The organism is Isoptericola sp. NPDC056134 (genome assembly GCF_042264825.1).
GTDB lineage: Bacteria > Actinomycetota > Actinomycetes > Actinomycetales > Cellulomonadaceae > Isoptericola > Isoptericola nanjingensis.
The window spans coordinates 1-20,273 of record NZ_JBHJVM010000023.1; the positions used below are offsets into that span (position 1 = coordinate 1).

Genomic DNA, 20,273 nt, shown 5'->3' on the forward strand with positions numbered 1-20,273 from the left:
GCTGCGGCCTCGTCCGAGCCTCTCTATCTCGGCGAAAGGGGTTCTCTATCTCGCGGAATGTTCAGTCCGCGCCGAGCGCCCAGCGCATGGGCACGAGCTTCGCCTCGGACTCGGCGAGCTCGGCCTCCGGGTCGGAGGCGGCGACGATGCCGCAGCCGGCGAACAGCCGGACGTGCCGCGGGTCCGCGGCCGAGAGCTCGGCGGACCGCAGCGCGATGCCCCACTCCCCGTCGCCGTCGGCCCCGACCCACCCGACCGGACCGGCGTAGCGGGACCGGTCCATCCCCTCGATCTCGCGGATGAGGTCGCGGGCGACGTTCGTCGGCGTGCCGCAGACGGCGGCCGAGGGGTGCAGCGCGGCGGCCAGCGTGAGCGACGACGGCGCCCGCCCGGTGGCGTCGTGGCCCCGGTCGAGGACGCCGGTGACGTCGGACGCGAGATGCATGACGTTCGGCAGGTGCAGGACGAACGGGGCGTCGGGGACGTTCATCGACGAGCAGAACGGCTCGAGCGCGGCCGCGACGGAGCGCACGGCGTACTCGTGCTCCTCGAGGTCCTTGGAGGACCGGGCGAGCTGCGCCGCGTGCAGCAGCGCGTCGTCGTCGGACATCCCCGCCTCGCGGCGGATCGTGCCCGCGAGCACGCGGGACGTGACGAGCCCCTTCTCGCTGCGCACCAGGAGCTCGGGGGTGGCGCCGACCATGCCGGAGACGGAGAACGTCCAGCAGGCCTCGTAGCGGTCGGCGAGGCGGCGCAGCAGCCAGCGGGGGTCGAGGGGGTGCTCGGTGGTGGCGAGCACGTCGCGTGCCAGCACCACCTTCTCGAGGGCGCCCGACTGGATGCGGGCCACGCCCTCGCGCACGACGGCGGGCCAGTCGGTGGCGCCGACGGCACCGTCGGCGAAGCGGACGCGGCCGGGGGCGACGACCTCCGTGCGCGGCTCGCGGCGCAGCGCGGCGGTGCCGGGGGCGGCGTCGAGGCTCGCGCCGGGGGTGATGGTGGTCATCCAGGTGACGCCGGCCCGGCGGCCGACGACGACACGCGGCACGACGAGCGACCCGTCCGGCCGCGGGTGGCCCGCGTCGTCGCCGTCCTGGTCGTCGAGCTGACCCGCGTCGTCGAAGGCGAACGTGCCGAACGCGACGGGTCCCGTGCCGGGCAGGCGCACGTCGTCGCGCACCACGGCCCGCTGGAGGGTGGCCTGCCAGGCGGCCTCGGCGTCGGCGAACCGGCCGGGCCCGAAGGTGTCGAAGCGGAGGGCCTCGCCCCAGCCGACGATGCCGTCACCGCGCCGCACCCAGCTCAGCGGGCGCGTGTCCGGCAGGAGGTCGACGAGGGCGGTGAGGCCGCCGGGAAGGTCGTCGATCCGGGAGGTGCGGACCAGGAGCGCGAGGGGCTCGGTCGCGGGATCGGGGCTGGTGCCGGTGGTCGTGCCCGGGAGGGGGCGCGGCGCCGGCAGGGGCGTGGCGGACATCGGCTCCAGGGTACGCCCGACGGTCCGCCACGCCCCGCTCACGGTGCGTGGGTCAGCCTCGTGTGCTGCCGGACGACCTCACCTCGAGGTCGCCTCGCCCTTCCGGCGGTTGGACCGGTTGAGCACGCCGTCGTCGGCGAGGTCCTCGAGCTGCTCGTCGTCGACGGCCTTGCTCGCGGTGCCCTTGACGAAGACGGACGGGTTCTCGGGCGTCCCGGCCTTGATGTGGTTGAACAGGATGTTCAGCAGGATCGCCATGAGCGCCGCCGAGCTGATCCCCGAGTGGAAGATGGTGCCGAACCACGTGGGGAACTGGTCGTAGAAGTCGGGCTTCGCGATCGGGATCATGCCGAACGAGATGGACGCCGCCACGATGATGAGGTTCATCGAGTTCTTGTAGTCGACCTTGGCGAGCGTGCGGATGCCCGACGCCGCCACGGAGCCGAACAGCACCACGCCGGCGCCGCCGAGCACGGGCGTCGGGACGGCGGCCACGACGCGGCCCAGCACGGGCAGCAGGCCCAGGATCACGAGGATGCCGCCGCCGGCGGTGACCACGAAGCGGGACTTCACCCCGGTGATCGCGACCAGGCCCACGTTCTGGGCGAACGCCGACTGCGTGAACGAGCCGAAGACCGGCGAGACGACGGACGACGCCATGTCGGCGCGCAGGCCGTTGGCGATGCGCTTGCGGTCCACCTTGGTGCCGACGATCTCGCCGACGGCGATGATGTCCGCCGTCGTCTCCGTGAGCGTCACCAGGATGACGATGAGCATCGAGACGATCGCGGCGACCTCGAACGTCGGGGCGCCGAAGCTGAACGGCATCGGGAACGCGACCACCGGGCCCTCACCGACGCCGGCGAAGTCCGCCATGCCGAGGGCGAGGGCGATCAGCGTGCCGGCCACGATCGCGATGAGGATCGACAGTCGCGACACGACGCCCGAGCCCACCTTGGACAGCAGGACGACGATGGCGAAGGTGAGGAACGCCAGCCCGATGTTGCTCGTGGAGCCGTAGTCGGGCGCCTCGGCGTCGCCGCCCATCGCCCAGTTCGCCGCCACCGGCATGAGGGTCAGTCCGATCGTCGTGATGACGACGCCGGTGACCACGGGCGGGAAGAACCGGATGATCTGGGCGAAGAACGGCGTGATGAGGAACCCGATCGCCGAGGCGACGAGCACCGCGCCGAGGACGGCGGGGATCCCGCCGCCGCCCCCGACGATCGCGACCATGGTCGAGACGCCGGCGAACGACACGCCCTGCACCAGCGGCAGCTGGGAGCCGAAGAACCTGATCCCGACCGTCTGCAGGATCGTCGCGAGACCGCCCATGAAGAGCGAGGCGGCGATGAGCGTGCCGATCTCCGCCGAGGTGAGGCCGGCGGCACCACCCACGATGAGCGGCGGGGCGATGATGCCGCCGTACATCGTGAGGACGTGCTGGAAGCCGTACCCGATGGTGGCGCCGAGCGGCAGACGCTCGTCCTCGGGGCGGGCGGGGCTGGTCGCCGCCGCCCGGGGGGATGCGGACCGTGACATAGCGGACCTCCTCGTTCGCTATCGATGGTCATTTCTTCCGGTCTACGGAAGAAGCCTTCCACTATTCGACCGGCAAGGGTGATCTGTGTCAACCCCTCCCGGGGGTGGATCTGCGGCGGCCGCGAGCTCAGCCCGCCACGAGCCGGCGTGCCGCCTCGCGGTGCTCGGCCAGGAGCGCGGGCAGGTCGAGCCCGACCACCGCGCCGTCGACGACGCGCCACTCGCCGCCGACCATCACCCGGTCGGCGCGGTCCGCGCCGCACAGCAGCAGGGCGGCGACCGGGTCGTGCAAGCCCGAGAAGCGGGGCTCGTCCAGCCGCCACAGCGCGAGGTCGGCCTGCTTGCCGACGGCCAGCACCCCCAGGTCGTCGCGGCCCAGCACGCGGGCCGAGCCGCGCGTCGCCCACCCGAGGGCGCGCGCCACCGGCACCGAGGCGCCGTACTTGAGCCGCTGCAGGTACAGGGCCTGGCGGGCCTCGGGCATCATCGTCGACGCGTCGTTCGACGCCGAGCCGTCCACGCCGAGGCCCACCGGCGCGCCGGCGTCCTCCAGCTCCAGCACGCGCGCGATGCCCGACGCGAGCCGCATGTTCGACGTCGGGCAGTGCGCCACGCCCGTGCCCGCCGCGCCGAGGCGGGCGATCTCGGCGTCGTCGAAGTGGATGCCGTGGCCCAGCCAGGCCCGGTCGGTGAGCCAGCCGACCGACTCGAGGTAGTCCACGGTGCGCATGCCGAACCGCTCGCGCAGGAAGTCCTCCTCGTCGATCGTCTCGGCCAGGTGGGTGTGCAGGCGCACGTCGTGCCGCTCGGCCAGCTCGGCGGTGTCGCGCATGTTCTGGGTCGTGACGGAGAAGGGGGAGCACGGCGCCAGCGCGATCTGGATCCGGGCCCCGGCGCCGCGCTCGTGGTACGTGGAGATCAGCCGCTCGGAGTCGGCCAGGATCGTGTCCGGGTCCTGCACCACCGACTGCGGCGGCAGGCCGCCGTCGTCCGTGCCGAGCGTCATCGAGCCCCTCGTCAGCGTGGCGCGCATGCCGAGCTCGCGGACCGCCGCGACCTGGAGGTCGATCGCGTCGTCCAGGCCCGCCGGGAACACGTAGTGGTGGTCGGCGGCCGTGGTGCAGCCCGACAGCAGCAGCTCGGTCAGCGCGACCTTCGTCGCGAGCTCGTGGGCGCGCGGCGTGAGGCGCGCCCACACCGGGTAGAGCGTGGTCAGCCAGGGGAAGAGCTCGGCGTCGGCGACCGGCCCCCAGGCGCGCGTGAGGGTCTGGTAGAAGTGGTGGTGCGTGTTGATCAGACCGGGTGTGATCACGTGCTCGGACGCGTCGAACGTGATGTCGACCGGGGTCGACGGGCTCGCCCCCGCCGCGACCAGCTCGGTGATCACGCCGTCCGTGACGACGACGCCGCCACGGGCGTCGGGCGCCCCGGGTGCGTCGTCGGCGGTGAAGACGGCCAGCGGGTTCTTGATCCAGGTGCTCATCGGTGCCTCCATGGCGGCGGCACCGGGGAGCGGCGCCGCGTCGCGCCGGCTCAGTGGTCCTGTCTGCCGATCCAGGGAGCGACGGCACCGCGCCGTCCTCTGTCGGCGACGCTAGGCGACCGGCGCGCGCACCGTCAACGGTGCGGCCTCGGTGCGGGCCTCGGTGCGTGCGGCCGTGCGTGGGAGCATGACGTCCATGTCCCGCGCCAGCCTGGAGAAGAAGCCCGCCGAGGTCGCGTCGATGTTCGACGGGATCGCGAAGCGGTACGACCTCGTCAACGACCTCGTCTCCCTGGGGCAGGACCGGCGCTGGCGACGCGCGGTGGTGGACGCCGTCGCGGCCGTGCCCGGCGAGCGGGTGCTCGACCTCGCGGCCGGCACCGGGACGTCGAGCGAGCCGTTCGCCGCGGACGGCGCGCTGGTGGTCCCGTCCGACTTCAGCCTCGGCATGCTCGCGGTGGGCAAGGAGCGTCGCCCCGACCTGTCCTTCGTCGCGGGCGACGCGACCCGGCTGCCGTTCGCGGACGCCGCGTTCGACGCCGTGACGATCAGCTTCGGCCTGCGCAACGTGGTCGACACCGACGCCGCCCTGCGCGAGATGCTGCGCGTCGTGCGGCCGGGCGGTCGCGTGGTGATCTGCGAGTTCTCGACGCCGACGTGGGCGCCGTTCCGCACGGTGTACATGGAGTACCTGATGCGCGCGCTGCCGGTGGTGGCGGGCGCCGTGACGCGCGACCGCGGGTCGTACGACTACCTCGCCGAGTCCATCCGGGGCTGGCCCGACCAGGCCGCCCTCGGCCGGCTTCTCCTCGACGCCGGCTGGGACCGCGTGTCGTACCGCGACCTCACCGGCGGCATCGTGGCGCTGCACCGGGCCGTGCGCCCGGCCTGACCGCCGTCGGGCGGTCCCCACCTCGGGCTTTGACGCCCTCGCGGGCCCCGGCGTATCGTCGATCCGATCCTGAAACGATTCAAAGACGATCGGCACGACGACGTACGCAGGGAAGGCACGGTCGATGACGACACCACACGGCGCGACGGCGGGCGGCGGCACCCGCCTGCACGGCTACCGGGCGACGGTCGCGGTCGCGATGTCCAACTACATCGAGGCGGGCTCGATCATCGCGCTCGCCACCAGCCTCACGCTCTGGCAGGAGCACTTCGGGCTGAGCAACCTCGCCGTCGGGCTCGCCGCGGCCCTGAGCGCCAACGCGTTCGGCGCGGCGGTGGGCGCCATGATCGGCGGCCCCCTCGGCGACCGGTACGGGCGCAAGTTCATCTACACCTACGACCTGCTGCTCTACATGCTCGGCACGGCCTTCATCGTGTTCGCCGGCGCCCCGTGGATGCTGTTCGTCGGCATCGTGCTCACGGGCATCGCCGTCGGCGCGGGCGTGCCCGTCGCGTGGACGTACATCGCGGAGGAGGCTCCCGACGACCAGCGCGCCAGGCACGTCGGCACCGCCCAGCTCGCGTGGTCGCTCGGCCCGTTCGTCGGCTTCGTGCTCGCGACGGCGCTGGTCCCCCTCGGCCTGCTGGGCAGCCGCATCATCTTCGCGCACCTGTTCGTCATCGCGTTCGTCACCTGGTGGGTGCGGCGCGGGCTGGCGGAGTCGGACGTCTGGAAGGAGTCCAACGCCAAGCAGGTCGCGCTCGGTCGCAAGCGCCGCGGCTTCCGCGAGCTGATCTCGCACCCGCAGAACGTCAAGGCGCTGCTGTTCCTCGTCGGCGTCTACGCCCTGTGGAACACGGTGGCCGGGCAGGCCGGCATCTTCATGCCGCGCGTCTACCAGACGGCCGGCGTCGAGAGCGCCGTCGCGCAGAACCTGCTGCAGGTGCTGGTGTGGGGCCTGACGTCGGCGGCCACGTTCTGGGGCTTCATGAAGTACGGCGACCGGGTGAGCCGCCGCCTGCTCTACGGCATCGGCGCGGTGATGGCCGTCGCGGCGTGGATGATCCTCGCCTTCGTGCCGCACGTCTCGATGCCGCTGCTCATCGCGTACGCCGTCCTGTGGGGTGTGTCCGCCGGCATCGGCGCCCAGGCGTTCTACGCGCTGTGGACCGCCGAGCTCTTCGCGACGGCGTACCGCGCGTCGGCGCAGGGCGTGCTGTTCTTCGTCGCCCGCATCGCGGTCGGCCTGCTGAGCTACCTGTTCCCGACGATGCTCGCCGAGCAGGGCGTGCCCTTCGTGGGCGGGATCATGGTCGCGCTGCTCGTCGCCTCGCTGGTGATCGGCGTCGTCTGGACGCCCGACACCGCGGGCAAGAGCCTCAAGGAGATCGAGAAGGAGCGCTACGGCGCGGACCTCGACGACGCGGAGGTCTCGGCGGCCCGCTGACCCTGACCGTCGGTCGTCGTCCGTTCGGCAGCGGGTGGATCAGCTCGGCAACGTCACGTGCCGACCTGATCCACCCCCTGCCGAACAGATCGTGGTCAGCTGGGTGAGTTGCCGGCCGTGCGGTCCTTGAGGGTGCTGCCCTGCTCCTTGGCGAACTCGGTCACGCTGCTCGTGACGTCCGAGACCTTGGCCTGGACGCGCGGGTCGTTCCAGGTCTCCGTCGCCCAGTCCTTGGCCTTGTCGAGCTGCTGCCGGCCCTTCTCGGTGCCGAGCAGGTAGCCGAGTGCCGCGCCGACGACGAATGCCGGTCCTGCCTTCATGTGTCACGCCTCCCTGATGGTCGTGCTGCCGGGTCGTGCTGCCGGGTCGTCCGGCGGTCGTTGTCGTGGGTCGTGCGCACGACCGTAGGCACGACCGCCGTCGTACGCACCCCGCGACATGCCGACGGCGGCACCCTGCGGGACCTGCGGGGACGCGCCGTCCCGCGGCCCGGCGGCGCGTCGTCGGGCGAAGGAAGGGTTGCCTTCCTACACAGCGCCGCCAGAACGTGACTAGAGTGCTCGCAAGAGTTGTGATGGGGTTCACAAATCGACTCCGGCACCGTCGCCGGGGCGCTCGAGGGAGCGAGGTGAGCACGTGCGGTCAGGTCGCGTCGACGACGCCGACGTCATCGTCGTGGGCGCCGGCCCGGCCGGTTCGTCCACGGCCCACTGGTGCGCCGCCGCGGGCCTCGACGTGCTCCTGCTCGACAAGGCCTCCTTCCCTCGCGACAAGGTGTGCGGCGACGGGCTGACGCCCCGCGCCGTCGGCGAGCTGGCCCGCATGGGGCTCGGCACCCGCGAGGACGACGGGTGGATCCGCAACGAGGGCCTGCGCGTGGTCGCCGGCGCCCGGTCGTGGGAGCTGCCCTGGCCCGACCTCGACTCGTACCCGGGCTACGGCATGGCCCGCGCCCGGACGTCGCTCGACCACCGGCTCGCGCAGCACGCGCAGGCGAGCGGCGCCAAGCTGCTCGAACGGACCAAGGTGACCGGACCGGTCCTCGACGAGCGCGACGGCCGCGTCCTGGGCGTGCGGGCGCAGGCCCTCGACGTCCGGGGGCGCGCCGACGGCGCCGAGACCACCTACCGGGCGCCCGTCGTCGTCGCCGCCGACGGCGTCTCCTCACGCCTCGCGACGGGGCTCGGTGTCGCCCGCCGCGACGACCGCCCGCTCGGCACGGCGGTGCGCACGTACTTCCGCACCGAGGGCACCTCCCGGCACGAGGACGCGTGGATGGAGTCACACCTCGAGCTGTGGGACGGCGCGCCCGGCGCCTCGAACCTGCTGCCCGGCTACGGCTGGATCTTCGCGCTCGGCGACGGCACGGCCAACGTCGGCCTGGGGTCCGTGAGCTCCACGCCCGCGCGGCAGTCCGCGAACGGTCACGACTACAAGGGCATGATGCGGGCCTGGATGCGCAACGCCCCCGCCGAGTGGGGGTTCACCCCCGAGAACCAGGTGGGGCCGGTCCGCGGGGCCGCGCTGCCGATGGGCTTCAACCGCACCCCGCTGTACCGCGACGGCGCGGTGCTGGTGGGCGACGCGGCCGGGATGGTCAGCCCGTTCAACGGCGAGGGCATCGCCTACGCCCTGCAGGCGGGCCGGGTCGCCGCCGACGCGATCGCCCAGGCGCGCACCCGAGCCACGGACGACGCGCGCGAGCGGACGCTCGCGTCGTACGCCGACCGGATGCGGGCCGACCTGGGCGGCTACTACACGCTGGGCCGCTGGTTCGTGCGGCTCATCGAGCACCCGCAGATCATGCGGATCTGCGTGAAGCACGGGCTGCCGCGGCCGGTGGTCATGCGGTTCGTGCTCAAGCTGCTGTCCGACTGCTACGAGCCGCGCGGCGGTGACTGGGTGGACCGGGTCATCGCGGGGCTCACGAGGGTGGTCCCGTCGGCATGAACGCGGCACGACGATCGGGCGAGGCCAGCAGAGCATGAGCGCACACGAGCACAAGGGAGTGGTCGAGATGCACGAGGTCGAGAAGCGTGCGGCCGTGCGGACGGGGGACCGGCGATGACGAACCCGTACGTGCCGGTCCTCATGCTCATGGGCGTGGCCCTGGTGCTCGCCGTGGGCGGCGTGGCGGCGAGCGCCGTCATCGGGCCCAAGCGCTACAACCGGGCGAAGCTCGACGCCTACGAGTGCGGCATCGAGCCGACGCCGCACGCGGTCGGCGGCGGCCGGCTCCCGGTCAAGTACTACCTGGTGGCGATGACGTTCATCGTCTTCGACATCGAGGTGGTCTTCCTCTACCCGTGGGCGGTGGACTTCGCCGTGCTGGCCGGCTTCGGCCTCGTCGCGATGCTCACGTTCCTCGCCCTCATCACCGTGCCGTTCGTCTACGAGTGGCGGCGCGGCGGCCTCACCTGGGTCTAGACCCGGGCGCACGACCAGCACCACCGCACGACAGCACGACCTGCACCACCCAGCACGACACGGCACTACGGACGGCATCGGCGCCGAGGATCCGGCACCGATGTTCACGAAGGGGAGGGGTCATGGGCCTGGAAGAGGCTCCGTCGGGCTTCCTGCTGACGACGATCGAGGACCTGGCGGGATACCTGCGCAAGGCGTCCGTGTGGCCGGTGACGTTCGGACTGGCGTGCTGCGCCATCGAGATGATGGCGGCCGGCGCGTCGCGGTTCGACCTGTCGCGGTTCGGTATGGAGGTCTTCCGGGCGTCGCCGCGGCAGGCGGACCTCATGATCGTCGCGGGACGGGTGAGCCAGAAGATGGCGCCCGTCGTGCGGCAGGTCTACGACCAGATGAGCGAGCCCAAGTGGGTGCTGTCCATGGGCGTGTGCGCGTCCAGCGGCGGCATGTTCAACAACTACGCGATCGTCCAGGGCGTCGACCACATCGTGCCGGTCGACGTGTACCTGCCCGGCTGCCCGCCGCGCCCGGAGATGCTCATCAACGCGATCCTCGCGCTGCACCAGCACATCCAGGACTCGCCGCTGGGCGTGAACCGCAAGGAGGCGGCTGCGGCCGCCGAGGCGGCGGCGCTCGAGGCCACCCCGACGTTCGAGCTCAAGGGGCTGCTGCGATGAACGACGGCACGACGGCGGGCGGGTCCGCGGCGGACAGGCCCGTCCCGCAGCCCGAGGAGGTCCTGGGGCCCCGCTCCGGGGAGCTGGTGCCGGGCAGCGAGCAGGCCGGCCGGGGCGGGCGCGGGCCGGAGGTCGTCGAGGTGCGGCGCGGCATGTTCGGCGTCCGCGGCTCCGGCGACACGTCCGGGTACGGCGGCCTGGTGCAGCCGGTCGCGATGCCCGGCGCCGCGACGCGGCCGTACGGCGGCTGGTTCGACGAGGCCGTGGACGTGCTCGCCGAGGTGCTCGGCGAGCAGGGCGTCGCGTTCGACGTCGCCGTGGAGCGCGTCGTCGTCGACCCGCACACCGACCCGCCGAGCCCGCACGCCGAGCTCACGCTGCACGTGGCGCGCGAGCACCTGCTCGCCGTCTGCCGCGCGCTGCGCGACGACCAGGACCTGCGGTTCGAGCTCAGCCTCGGCGTCTCGGGCGTGCACTACCCCGACGACACGGGCCGCGAGCTGCACGCCGTCTACCACCTCACCTCGGTGACGCACGGCCGCCGCGTGCGGCTCGAGGTGTCGGTGCCCGACGCCGACCCGCACGTCCCCTCCACCACGTCGCTGTACCCGACCAACGACTGGCACGAGCGCGAGACCTGGGACTTCTTCGGGATCGTCTTCGACGGCCACCCGGGCCTGGCACGCATCGAGATGCCCGACGACTGGCCGGGCCACCCCCAGCGCAAGGACTACCCGCTCGGCGGCATCCCCGTGGAGTACAAGGGCGCCACGGTGCCGCCGCCGGACACGAGGAGGTCGTACTCATGAGCTCCGCCACCTACACCGCGACGCGGCCGCCGACCGACGACGAGTTCGACCCGGGCATCCCCGGCTTCGAGGCGTCCGGCGGCGACTGGGACGAGATCGCCCGCGAGGCCGTGGGCGAGGAGCGCATCGTCGTCAACATGGGCCCGCAGCACCCGTCCACGCACGGCGTGCTGCGCCTCATGCTCGAGATCGACGGCGAGACGGTCACCGAGGCCCGCTGCGGCATCGGCTACCTGCACACCGGCATCGAGAAGAACATGGAGTTCCGCACCTGGACGCAGGGCACCACGTTCTGCACCCGGATGGACTACCTGGCTCCGCTGTTCCAGGAGACGGCGTACTGCCTCGCCACCGAGAAGCTGCTCGGCGTCACCGACGACGTGCCGGAGCGGGCGTCGATCATCCGCGTGCTGATGATGGAGCTCAACCGTGTGGCGTCCCACCTCGTGTGCCTGGGCACGGGCGGCAACGAGATGGGCGCGACGACGGTCATGACGATCGGCTTCACCGCCCGCGAGGAGATCCTCCGGCTGTTCGAGGCCGTCACCGGGCTGCGCATGAACCACGCGTACGTGCGTCCGGGCGGCGTGGCGCAGGACGTGCCGGAGGGCTTCGAGGACCAGGTGCGGGCGGCGCTGCCGAAGATCCGCCAGTACCTCGGCCAGCTCGGCGACCTCATGCTCGCGAACCCCATCTTCAAGGCGCGCCTCACCGACGTCGGCGTGCTCAACCTCGCCGGCTGCATGGCGCTGGGCGTCACCGGACCGGTGCTGCGCTCCACGGGGCTGCCCTACGACGTGCGCAAGGCGTTCCCGTACTCCGGGTACGAGACGTACGACTTCGACGTGCCGACGTCGACCGACGCGGACTGCTACTCCCGCGTGGTGCTGCGCCTGGAGGAGTGCTACCAGTCGCTGCGCATCGTGGAGCAGGCGCTCACCCGTCTCGAGGCGACGTCGGGGGCGCCGGTCATGGTGGCGGACAAGAAGATCGCGTGGCCGGCGCAGCTCGCGATCGGCGCCGACGGGCAGGGCAACTCGCTCGACCACATCCGCCAGATCATGGGCACCTCGATGGAGGCCCTGATCCACCACTTCAAGCTCGTCACCGAGGGGTTCCGGGTGCCGGCCGGGCAGGTGTGGCAGACCGTCGAGCACCCGCGCGGCGAGCTGGGCGTGCACGCGGTGTCCGACGGCGGCACCAAGCCCTACCGGGCGCACTTCCGCGACCCGTCGTTCAACAACCTCCAGGCCGTGTCGGTGATGTGCGAGGGCGGCCAGGTGGCCGACGTCGTCGTCGCCGTCGCGTCCCTGGACCCCGTGCTGGGAGGGGTCGACCGATGACGGCAGAACCCACGAGCGCCCGCTCGGCCACGCGGTACGACGCCGACACGCTCGCGTCGCTGGCCGCCGACGCCGCGGCCGTCAAGGCGCGCTACCCGGACCCGCGCTCCGGCCTGCTGCCGATGCTGCACCTGGTGCAGTCGGTGGACGGGTACGTGAGCCGCGACGGCATCCTGTTCTGCGCCGAGCAGCTCGAGATGACGCCCGCCGAGGTGAGCGCCGTCGCCACCTTCTACACCCAGTACAAGCGGCACCCCAACGGCACCTACACCGTGGGCGTGTGCACCAACACGCTGTGCGCGGTGATGGGCGGTGACGCCATCTTCGACGAGCTGAGCGAGCACCTCGGCGTCGGGCACGACGAGACCACCGACGACGGCGCGATCACGCTCGAGCGCGTCGAGTGCAACGCCGCCTGCGACTACGCGCCGGTCGTGATGGTCAACTGGGAGTTCTTCGACAACCAGACGCCGGAGTCGGCCACGGACCTCGCCGACCGCCTGCGGGCGGGCGAGGAGGTGGCGCCCACGCGCGGCGCGTCGTCGGTGTGCGGCTTCAAGCAGATGAGCCGTGTGCTCGCGGGGTTCACCGACGGCCGCGCCGACGAGGGCGTGGGCGCGGGGCAGCCGACGCTCGCCGGCCTGCGCCTGGCGCGCGCCGCGGCCGCCGTCGACGGCGGTGAGCCCTCGTCGGTCCAGCCTGCCGAGACCACCGACGGGGGCTCGGCCGGCTCGGCCGCCGAGGTGCCCCCGGAGACCGGGACGGCGCAGTCGAGCGCGGAGCGCAAGCCCGCCGCGCCGGGGGACGACAACCCTGGCCGCTCGCCGTCGGGCGGCGACGCGAACCCCGAGCCGGAGAAGGGTGGCAGCGATGACTGACCTCATGCCGGTGCTCACGGACACGTGGGACGCCGACCGGTCGTGGAAGCTGGCGTCGTACGAGGCCGCCGGCGGGTACGCAGGGCTGCGCAAGGCCCTGACGATGGAGCCCGCGGACCTCGTGCAGACGGTCAAGGACTCCGGGCTGCGCGGCCGCGGCGGCGCCGGCTTCCCGACCGGCATGAAATGGGGCTTCCTGCCCCCGCCGGACGGCGGCCCGCGCTACCTCGTGGTCAACGCGGACGAGTCCGAGCCCGGCACGTGCAAGGACATCCCGCTCATGCTGGCGAGCCCGCAGCACCTGGTGGAGGGCATCGCGATCACCAGCTACGCGATCGGCTGCCACCACGCGTTCGTGTACGTGCGCGGGGAGGTGCTGCACGTGTACCGGCGGCTGATGGCCGCGGTGCAGGAGGCGTACGACGCCGGGTTCCTCGGCAAGGACGTGCTCGGCACCGGCTTCGACCTGGACGTCACCGTGCACGCCGGCGCCGGCGCCTACATCTGCGGCGAGGAGACGGCGCTGCTCGACTCGCTCGAGGGCAAGCGCGGCCAGCCGCGGCTCAAGCCGCCGTTCCCCGCCGTCGCGGGCCTGTACGCGCGGCCCACGGTGGTGAACAACGTCGAGTCCATCGCGTCGGTCCCGGGCATCGTCGCGCGCGGTGCCGACTGGTTCGCCGGCATGGGCACCGCGAAGTCGCAGGGGCACGGCCTGTTCTCCCTGTCCGGGCACGTGACCCGGCCGGGGCAGTACGAGGCGCCGCTCGGGATCACGCTGCGCGAGCTGCTCGACCTGGCCGGCGGGATGCGGGCCGGGCACGAGCTGAAGTTCTGGACGCCCGGCGGGTCGTCGACTCCGCTGTTCACGGCCGACCACCTCGACACCCCGCTCGACTACGAGTCGGTGGGGGCGGCGGGGTCGATGCTCGGCACCCGGGCGCTGCAGCTCTTCGACGACACGACGTGCGTCGTCCGCGCGGTGAGCCGGTGGACCGACTTCTACGCGCACGAGTCGTGCGGCAAGTGCACGCCGTGCCGCGAGGGCACCTACTGGCTCAAGCAGGTGCTGCACCGCATCGAGGCCGGCCAGGGCGAGGAGCGCGACGTCGACCTCCTGCTCGACCTGTGCGACAACATCCTCGGCCGCGCGTTCTGCGCGCTCGGCGACGGCGCGACGTCGCCCGTGACGTCGAGCGTCCAGCTCTTCCGCGACGAGTACCAGGCGCACATCGACGGCCGCGGGTGCCCCTTCGACCCGCGCGCCAGCGCCCTGTTCCCGTACACCCCCAAGCAGTCGCCGGCGCTCGCCGGGGCGGGAGGTCACTGATGACGGCGACCACGGACAAGTCCACCGCGGCCGCGCCCCCGGTGGAGACGGTCACGCTCACCATCGACGAGGTCGAGGTGACGGTGCCGAAGGGCACGCTGATCATCCGCGCGGCCGAGCAGGTGGGCATCCAGATCCCGCGGTTCTGCGACCACCCGCTGCTCGAGCCCGCGGGCGCGTGCCGGCAGTGCCTGGTCGAGGTCGCGATGCCCGACCGCGAGGGCAACGTGCGGCCCATGCCGAAGCCGCAGGCGTCGTGCACGATGACGGTCACGCCCGGCATGGTCGTCAAGACGCAGCGCACGTCGCCGGTCGCGGACAAGGCGCAGCACGGGGTCATGGAGCTGCTGCTCATGAACCACCCGCTGGACTGCCCGGTGTGCGACAAGGGCGGCGAGTGCCCGCTGCAGAACCAGGCGATGAGCAACGGTCGCGCCGAGACCCGGTTCGAGGACGTCAAGCGCACCTTCCCCAAGCCGATCGCCGTGTCCACCGAGATCCTGCTGGACCGCGAGCGCTGCGTGCTGTGCCAGCGCTGCACCCGGTTCAGCGACGAGATCGCGGGCGACGCGTTCATCGCGCTGCAGGAGCGCGGCGCGCACCAGCAGATCGGCCGGTTCGACGAGACGGTGCTGGACTTCACGCCGCCGCCCGGCGAGCCCGCCGAGGAGACGTTCGGGTCGGCCGCGGCGACGGACGGCGGTCAGCCGTTCGCGTCGTACTTCTCCGGCAACACCGTGCAGATCTGCCCGGTGGGCGCGCTCACCGGCGCGGCCTATCGGTTCCGTTCCCGGCCCTTCGACCTGGTGTCGACGCCGGTGATCTCCGAGCACGACTCGTGCGGCTCCGCGATCCGCGTCGACCACCGGCGCGGCGTGGTGCTGCGCCGGCTGTCGGGGGAGGACCCGGCGGTCAACGAGGAGTGGATCACCGACAAGGACCGCTTCGCGTTCACGTGGCAGGCGGCGCCCGACCGGCTCACCGTCCCGCTGGTGCGGGACCGCGTGCTGGACGCGCACGGCACCGTCGTGTCGCGCGGCGAGCTGCGGCCCGCGTCGTGGGTGGAGGCGCTCGAGCTCGCCGCCGAGGGCCTGGCCGCCGCCCGTGCGGCCGGCGGCGTCGGGGTGCTGCCCGGCGGACGGCTGACCGTCGAGGACGCGTTCGCCTGGTCGCGGTACGCGCGCACCGTGCTCGGCACCGACGACGTCGACCTGCGGGCCCGCGTGGGCTCGGCGGAGGAGACGGCGTTCCTGGGCCACGCGGTGGCGGGCACCGGCGTCGGCGTGACCTTCGGCGACGTCGAGGCCGCGCCCGCCGTGCTGCTCGCCGGCCTCGAGGCCGAGGAGGAGGCCGGCGTCACCTTCCTGCGGCTGCGCAAGGGGGTGCGCAAGCACGGCACCAGGGTGTGGGCCGTCGCCCCGTTCGCGAGCCGTGGTCTCGCCCGGCTCGACGGCGAGCTGCTGCCCGCCGCGCCCGGCACCGAGGCCGAGTGGCTGGGCATCCTCGCCACCCGCGCCGGCGGCGGGCTCGTGCCCGCCGACTCCGACACCGCCACGCTGGGCGCCGTCGCCGACGGGCTCGCGACGCCCGGCGCGCTGATCCTCGTGGGTGAGCGGCTCGCGTCGGCCCCCGGCGCCTACGGGGCGGCCCTGCGGCTCGCGGAGGCCACCGGGGCCCGCGTCGCCTGGATCCCGCGCCGCGCGGGGGAGCGCGGGGGCGTCGAGGCGGGCCTCCTGCCCGGGCTGCTGCCCGGCGGACGACCGCTGACCGACCCCGCGGCCCGCGCCGAGGTGGCCGCGGCGTGGGGCGTCGACGCCGACGCGCTGCCGGCCGCCCCGGGCCGCGACGTCGCGGAGATCCTCGACGGGCTCTCCGTCGGGCAGCTCGGCGGCGTCCTCGTCGGCGGGGTGGAGCTCGCCGACCTGCCCGACCCCGCGCACGCCCGGCGCGCGCTCGAGGCCGCGGGCTTCGTGGTCTCGCTCGAGGTCCGGAGGACCGAAGCCGTCGAGCTTGCCGACGTCGTGCTTCCTGTTGCTCCTCCCGTCGAGAGGGCGGGGTCGTACTGGAACTGGGAGGGGCGCGTCCGCGCGTTCGGCCAGGCGCTGGAGTCGTCGGCGCTGCCCGACCACCGCGTGCTCGACGCGCTGGCCGACCAGGCCGGCGTCGCGCTCGGCGCGGCGACCCCGCTCGACGCGCACCGCGCGATCGCGGCGCTGCCGGCCTGGGGCGGGGCGCGCGTGCCGGCACCGGAGGGGGGGCCGGTCGAGCCGCCCGCGGTGCCGACCGGGTCCGCCGTGCTGGCGAGCTGGCACCTGCTGCTCGACGACGGCGCCCTGCAGGACGGCGAGCAGTTCCTCGCCGGCACCGCTAAGCGGCCCGTGGCGCGGATGTCCGCGGCCACGGCGGCCGCCGTCGACGTGTACGACGGCGACCGCGTGACCGTGGCCACCGACCGCGGCGCCGTGACGGTGCCCGTCGCCATCACGGAGATGGTCGACCACGTGGTGTGGCTGCCGCTCGCGTCGCGCGGGTGCCGCGTGCACGACGCGCTCGGCGCCGCGCCGGGCGACCTGGTGCGGATCGGCGCGCCGGAGGCGGTCGCCGCCGGCGGGGTCCCAGGCTCGACCGACGAGAAGGCACAGGGAGGGGCCGCATGATCCCCGGCGTCGCGTCCGACTTCAGCAACGACTGGCTGTGGGTGTCGCTGATCAAGGCGGTGCTCATCGTCGTCTTCCTGCTGACCAGCGTGCTCTTCGCGATCTGGTTCGAGCGCAAGGTCGTGGCGCGCATGCAGGTGCGCCCGGGGCCCAACTGGCACGGCCCGTTCGGCCTGCTGCAGTCGCTCGCGGACGCGATGAAGCTGCTGCTCAAGGAGGACGTGAACGTCACCCGGGCGGACCGGATCGTGTACCTGCTGGCGCCGATGATCTCGGTGTTCTGCGCGCTGCTCGTGTTCGCGGTCATCCCGTTCGGCCCCGAGGTGACGATCCCGTTCACCGACTACTCGACGCCGGCGCAGCTCACCGACTTCCCCGTCGCCGTCCTGTACGTGCTGGCGTGCGCGTCGATGGGCGTCTACGGCATCGTGCTGGGCGGCTGGTCCTCCGGCTCCACCTACCCGCTGCTCGGGTCCGTGCGGTCCACGGCCCAGGTGATCTCGTACGAGCTCGCCATGGGGCTCTCGCTGGTCAGCGTGTTCATCATGGCCGGCTCGATGTCCACCTCCCAGATCGTGGCCTCGCAGACCAGCATCTGGTGGTTCCTGCCGCTGCTGCCCGCGTTCGTCGTCTACGTCATCTCGATGATCGGCGAGACCAACCGCCTCCCGTTCGACCTGCCGGAGGCCGAGGGCGAGCTCGTCTCCGGCTACATGACCGAGTACAGCTCGATGAAGTTCGCCTGGTTCTTCCTGGCGGAGTACATCAACATGCTCAACGTCTCCGCGGTCGCCACCACGCTGTTCCTGGGCGGCTGGCGGGCGCCGTGGCCGCTGTCGGCGATCAACGACGGGATGTTCAACACCGGCTGGTGGCCGGTGCTGTGGTTCCTGGTCAAGCTCTGGCTGGTCATGTTCGTGTTCGTTTGGGTGCGCGGCACGCTGCTGCGGCTGCGCTACGACCAGTTCATGTCGTTCGGCTGGAAGGTGCTCATCCCGGTCGCGCTGGTGTGGGTCGTGGTGCTGAGCGTGTTCCAGTACCTCGGCCTGGCGGGCGTCACCCGCACCCAGCTCATCACCGGCGTCGCCGTCGCGGCGGTGGTCGTCATCGGCCTCCTGTGGCTGTGGCCCGACCGGAAGGCGAAGGCCGCCGACGGCGCCGGACCACCGGGGGACGCGCATCGTCCGGGCGGCGACTTCGACGCCTTCGCGGACGGGTTCCCCGTGCCGCCGCTGCCCGGCCAGGCCTTGCCGCCGTCGCCCCGCGCGCGCCGGCACGTGATGCAGGCCGCCGACGTCCCGGGCGCGTCCGCCGCCCCCGACCCCGCCGTCGACCGATCCGAGGAGACGCGATGACCGACAAGCCGTACGAGCCGCTGCGCCCGTCCAAGGGGCCGCTGGGGGAGCTGTTCGCCCCGGTGGCCGGGTTCGGCGTGACGTTCTCGTCGATGTTCCGGCCCACGGTGACCGAGCAGTACCCGCGCAAGAAGACGGCGCCGCAGCGCCGGTACCACGGGCGCCACCAGCTCAACCGCTACGCGGACGGGCTGGAGAAGTGCATCGGCTGCGAGCTGTGCGCGTGGGCGTGCCCCGCGGACGCGATCTACGTGGAGGGCGCGGACAACGCGGAGCTGCCCGACGGCGAGCACATGTCGCCCGGCGAGCGCTACGGCCGCGTCTACCAGATCAACTACCTGCGCTGCATCTTCTGCGGGCTGTGCATCGAGGCGTGCCCCACCCGGGCGCTCACGATGACGAACGACTACGAGCTCGCCGGCCCCGACCGCGCCGGGATGATCTACGAGAAGCAGGACCTGCTCGCCCCGCTCGCGGAGGGGATGCTCGCCGCGCCGCACCCGATGGTCGAGGGGACCACGGACACGGAGTACTACCGCGGCGAGGTCACCGCCCCGACGGCGCAGCAGGTCGACTGGGTCCGCGAGCACCGGCCGGACGACCCGACCCTGGACGCCGCCGCCCGCGTGGTGCACGGGGACGCGCCGCCCCCGACCCCGCGCCGGCACCGGCTGCGCGGCAGCGCCACCAAGGCCGCCGTCGCGACCCGGCAGGCCGCCGAGGGCGGGCACGTCGCGACGCTCCCCACCCCTGACCTGACGGACGGCCCGCGGTGACGGCGTCGGGCGCGGAGGCCGCGCTGTTCTGGGTGCTCGCGCCGCTCATGGTGCTCGCCGCGCTCGGGCTGCTGTTCGCCCGCAAGGCGGTGCACGCCGCGGTGTGCGTGATGTTCGTGATGGTCGGGCTGGCCATCCTCTACGTGGCGCAGGAGGCGCCGTTCCTCGGCGTCGTGCAGGTGGTCGTCTACACGGGCGCCGTGATGATGCTCTTCCTGTTCGTGCTGATGCTGGTGGGCGTCGACTCCGCCGACTCGCTGACCGAGACGATCAGGGGCCAGCGCTGGCTGGGCGTGCTGCTCGGGCTCGGGCTGGTCGTCGTGCTGCTGGGCGTGATCGCACAGGCGGCGTTCCCGCCCGCGGTCGGGCTGGCCGCGACCGAGGAGCTCACCAACCCGGTGGCCCTGGCCCGGGTGCTGCTCGGCGACTACGTCCTCGCGATGGAGGTGGTCGGCGTCCTGCTGGTCACCGCCGCGCTGGCCGGCCTGGTGCTCACGCACCGTCGTCGGCTCAGCGTGCGGCCCACCCAGCGCGTCCTCGCGGCCGCGCGCGTGGCCGCCCTGCCGCAGGGCAGCACGCTCACGCCGCTGCCCGCGCCCGGCGTCTACGCGCAGAACAACGCCATGGACACGCCGGCGCTCGGTCCCGACGGCGAGCCGCTGCCGCACTCCGTGCCGCGCGTGCTGCGCATCCGCGGGCAGGAACGGTCGGCCACGGCGGTCCTCGCCGAGGAGGAGACGCTCGTGGCGCGTGACGACCTGCGCCTCCTCGGCGTCGGCCCGGCGGCGGACGCCACGGTCGAGCAGGTGGGCGACCCGGTCGCGACGGGCACGACCGACGCGGGCACGACCGACGAGGGCGACGAGGACGGGGAGGTGCGCTGATGGAGATCACCCACTACCTGGGGCTGGCCGCGATCCTGTTCGCGATCGGCGCGGCGACGGTGCTGCTGCGGCGCAACGCCATCGTGGTGTTCATGGGCGTGGAGCTCATGCTCAACGCCACCAACCTCGCGTTCGTGACGTTCGCGCGCATCCACGGCGACGTGACGGGCCAGGTGCTCGCCTTCTTCGTGATGGTGGTCGCCGCGGCCGAGGTCGTGGTGGGGCTCGCGATCATCATCACGATCTTCCGTTCCCGCCGGTCGGCCTCGGTCGACGACGTCAACCTGCTGCACAGCTGAGAGGCG

Annotated in this window: 18 protein-coding genes; 14 read left to right on the forward strand and 4 right to left on the reverse strand. The window is 73.0% G+C overall.

What is annotated here, in order from left to right:
* Nucleotides 1–61: 61 nt before the first annotated feature.
* From ACFCZN_RS17605 to ACFCZN_RS17615, 3 genes are all read right to left on the reverse strand, one after another.
* Entirely contained in the window at nt 62–1,474 is a 1,413-nt protein-coding gene (locus tag ACFCZN_RS17605) for an isochorismate synthase (protein ID WP_429764930.1), read from the reverse strand.
* Between the two features lie 78 nt (nt 1,475–1,552).
* On the reverse strand, nt 1,553–3,016 hold the full coding sequence (locus tag ACFCZN_RS17610; protein WP_430557607.1) for a nucleobase:cation symporter-2 family protein: 1,464 nt from the start codon (nt 3,014–3,016) through the stop codon (nt 1,553–1,555).
* Between the two features lie 127 nt (nt 3,017–3,143).
* Nucleotides 3,144–4,499: an 8-oxoguanine deaminase gene (locus ACFCZN_RS17615; RefSeq protein WP_430557608.1), complete on the reverse strand. Its 1,356-nt coding sequence runs from the start codon at nt 4,497–4,499 to the stop codon at nt 3,144–3,146.
* Between the two features lie 196 nt (nt 4,500–4,695).
* On the opposite strand from ACFCZN_RS17615, the gene ACFCZN_RS17620 reads away from it, so the two are divergent.
* Together ACFCZN_RS17620 and ACFCZN_RS17625 are read left to right on the forward strand one after the other, a co-directional pair.
* Complete coding sequence (locus ACFCZN_RS17620) at nt 4,696–5,391, forward strand: demethylmenaquinone methyltransferase (RefSeq protein ID WP_429764925.1); 696 nt, start codon at nt 4,696–4,698, stop codon at nt 5,389–5,391.
* A gap of 124 nt (nt 5,392–5,515) precedes the next feature.
* Entirely contained in the window at nt 5,516–6,838 is a 1,323-nt protein-coding gene (locus ACFCZN_RS17625) for an MFS transporter (RefSeq protein WP_429764924.1), read from the forward strand.
* 95 nt (nt 6,839–6,933) lie between these two features.
* On the opposite strand, the gene ACFCZN_RS17630 is transcribed toward ACFCZN_RS17625, so the two are convergent.
* A complete protein-coding gene (locus tag ACFCZN_RS17630) occupies nt 6,934–7,158 on the reverse strand; it encodes a YtxH domain-containing protein (protein WP_429764922.1) in 225 nt (74 codons plus the stop codon).
* A 316-nt stretch (nt 7,159–7,474) separates the two neighbouring features.
* Between ACFCZN_RS17630 and ACFCZN_RS17635 the strand changes: the two genes are divergently transcribed.
* The 12 genes from ACFCZN_RS17635 to nuoK all read left to right on the forward strand — a co-directional run bounded on the left by ACFCZN_RS17635 (nt 7,475) and on the right by nuoK (nt 20,267).
* Complete coding sequence (locus ACFCZN_RS17635; protein ID WP_430557609.1) at nt 7,475–8,788, forward strand: geranylgeranyl reductase family protein; 1,314 nt, start codon at nt 7,475–7,477, stop codon at nt 8,786–8,788.
* A gap of 114 nt (nt 8,789–8,902) precedes the next feature.
* Nucleotides 8,903–9,265, forward strand: a complete 363-nt coding sequence (locus ACFCZN_RS17640; protein WP_429735904.1) for an NADH-quinone oxidoreductase subunit A — start codon at nt 8,903–8,905, stop codon at nt 9,263–9,265.
* 122 nt (nt 9,266–9,387) lie between these two features.
* Nucleotides 9,388–9,939: a NuoB/complex I 20 kDa subunit family protein gene (locus ACFCZN_RS17645; protein ID WP_429735902.1), complete on the forward strand. Its 552-nt coding sequence runs from the start codon at nt 9,388–9,390 to the stop codon at nt 9,937–9,939.
* Nucleotides 9,936–10,748, forward strand: a complete 813-nt coding sequence (locus tag ACFCZN_RS17650) for an NADH-quinone oxidoreductase subunit C (protein WP_429764918.1) — start codon at nt 9,936–9,938, stop codon at nt 10,746–10,748. The genes ACFCZN_RS17645 and ACFCZN_RS17650 overlap by 4 nt, the downstream gene beginning before the upstream one ends.
* Entirely contained in the window at nt 10,745–12,091 is a 1,347-nt protein-coding gene (locus ACFCZN_RS17655) for an NADH-quinone oxidoreductase subunit D (RefSeq protein WP_429764916.1), read from the forward strand. Before ACFCZN_RS17650 ends, ACFCZN_RS17655 begins: the two co-directional genes overlap by 4 nt.
* Nucleotides 12,088–12,969 (forward strand): NADH-quinone oxidoreductase subunit NuoE, encoded by an 882-nt coding sequence (gene nuoE / locus ACFCZN_RS17660; protein ID WP_430557610.1) that lies wholly within the window; start codon nt 12,088–12,090, stop codon nt 12,967–12,969. Before ACFCZN_RS17655 ends, nuoE begins: the two co-directional genes overlap by 4 nt.
* Nucleotides 12,962–14,296: an NADH-quinone oxidoreductase subunit NuoF gene (gene nuoF / locus ACFCZN_RS17665; protein WP_429764913.1), complete on the forward strand. Its 1,335-nt coding sequence runs from the start codon at nt 12,962–12,964 to the stop codon at nt 14,294–14,296. Before nuoE ends, nuoF begins: the two co-directional genes overlap by 8 nt.
* A complete protein-coding gene (locus ACFCZN_RS17670; RefSeq protein WP_430557611.1) occupies nt 14,296–16,953 on the forward strand; it encodes an NADH-quinone oxidoreductase subunit G in 2,658 nt (885 codons plus the stop codon). Before nuoF ends, ACFCZN_RS17670 begins: the two co-directional genes overlap by 1 nt.
* Nucleotides 16,950–18,308: an NADH-quinone oxidoreductase subunit NuoH gene (gene nuoH, locus ACFCZN_RS17675; protein WP_429764909.1), complete on the forward strand. Its 1,359-nt coding sequence runs from the start codon at nt 16,950–16,952 to the stop codon at nt 18,306–18,308. Before ACFCZN_RS17670 ends, nuoH begins: the two co-directional genes overlap by 4 nt.
* Nucleotides 18,305–19,084, forward strand: a complete 780-nt coding sequence (gene nuoI, locus ACFCZN_RS17680; RefSeq protein ID WP_430557612.1) for an NADH-quinone oxidoreductase subunit NuoI — start codon at nt 18,305–18,307, stop codon at nt 19,082–19,084. The genes nuoH and nuoI overlap by 4 nt, the downstream gene beginning before the upstream one ends.
* A complete protein-coding gene (locus tag ACFCZN_RS17685; RefSeq protein WP_430557613.1) occupies nt 19,081–19,968 on the forward strand; it encodes an NADH-quinone oxidoreductase subunit J in 888 nt (295 codons plus the stop codon). Before nuoI ends, ACFCZN_RS17685 begins: the two co-directional genes overlap by 4 nt.
* Entirely contained in the window at nt 19,968–20,267 is a 300-nt protein-coding gene (nuoK, locus tag ACFCZN_RS17690) for an NADH-quinone oxidoreductase subunit NuoK (protein ID WP_429764904.1), read from the forward strand. Before ACFCZN_RS17685 ends, nuoK begins: the two co-directional genes overlap by 1 nt.
* Nucleotides 20,268–20,273 lie beyond the last annotated feature (6 nt).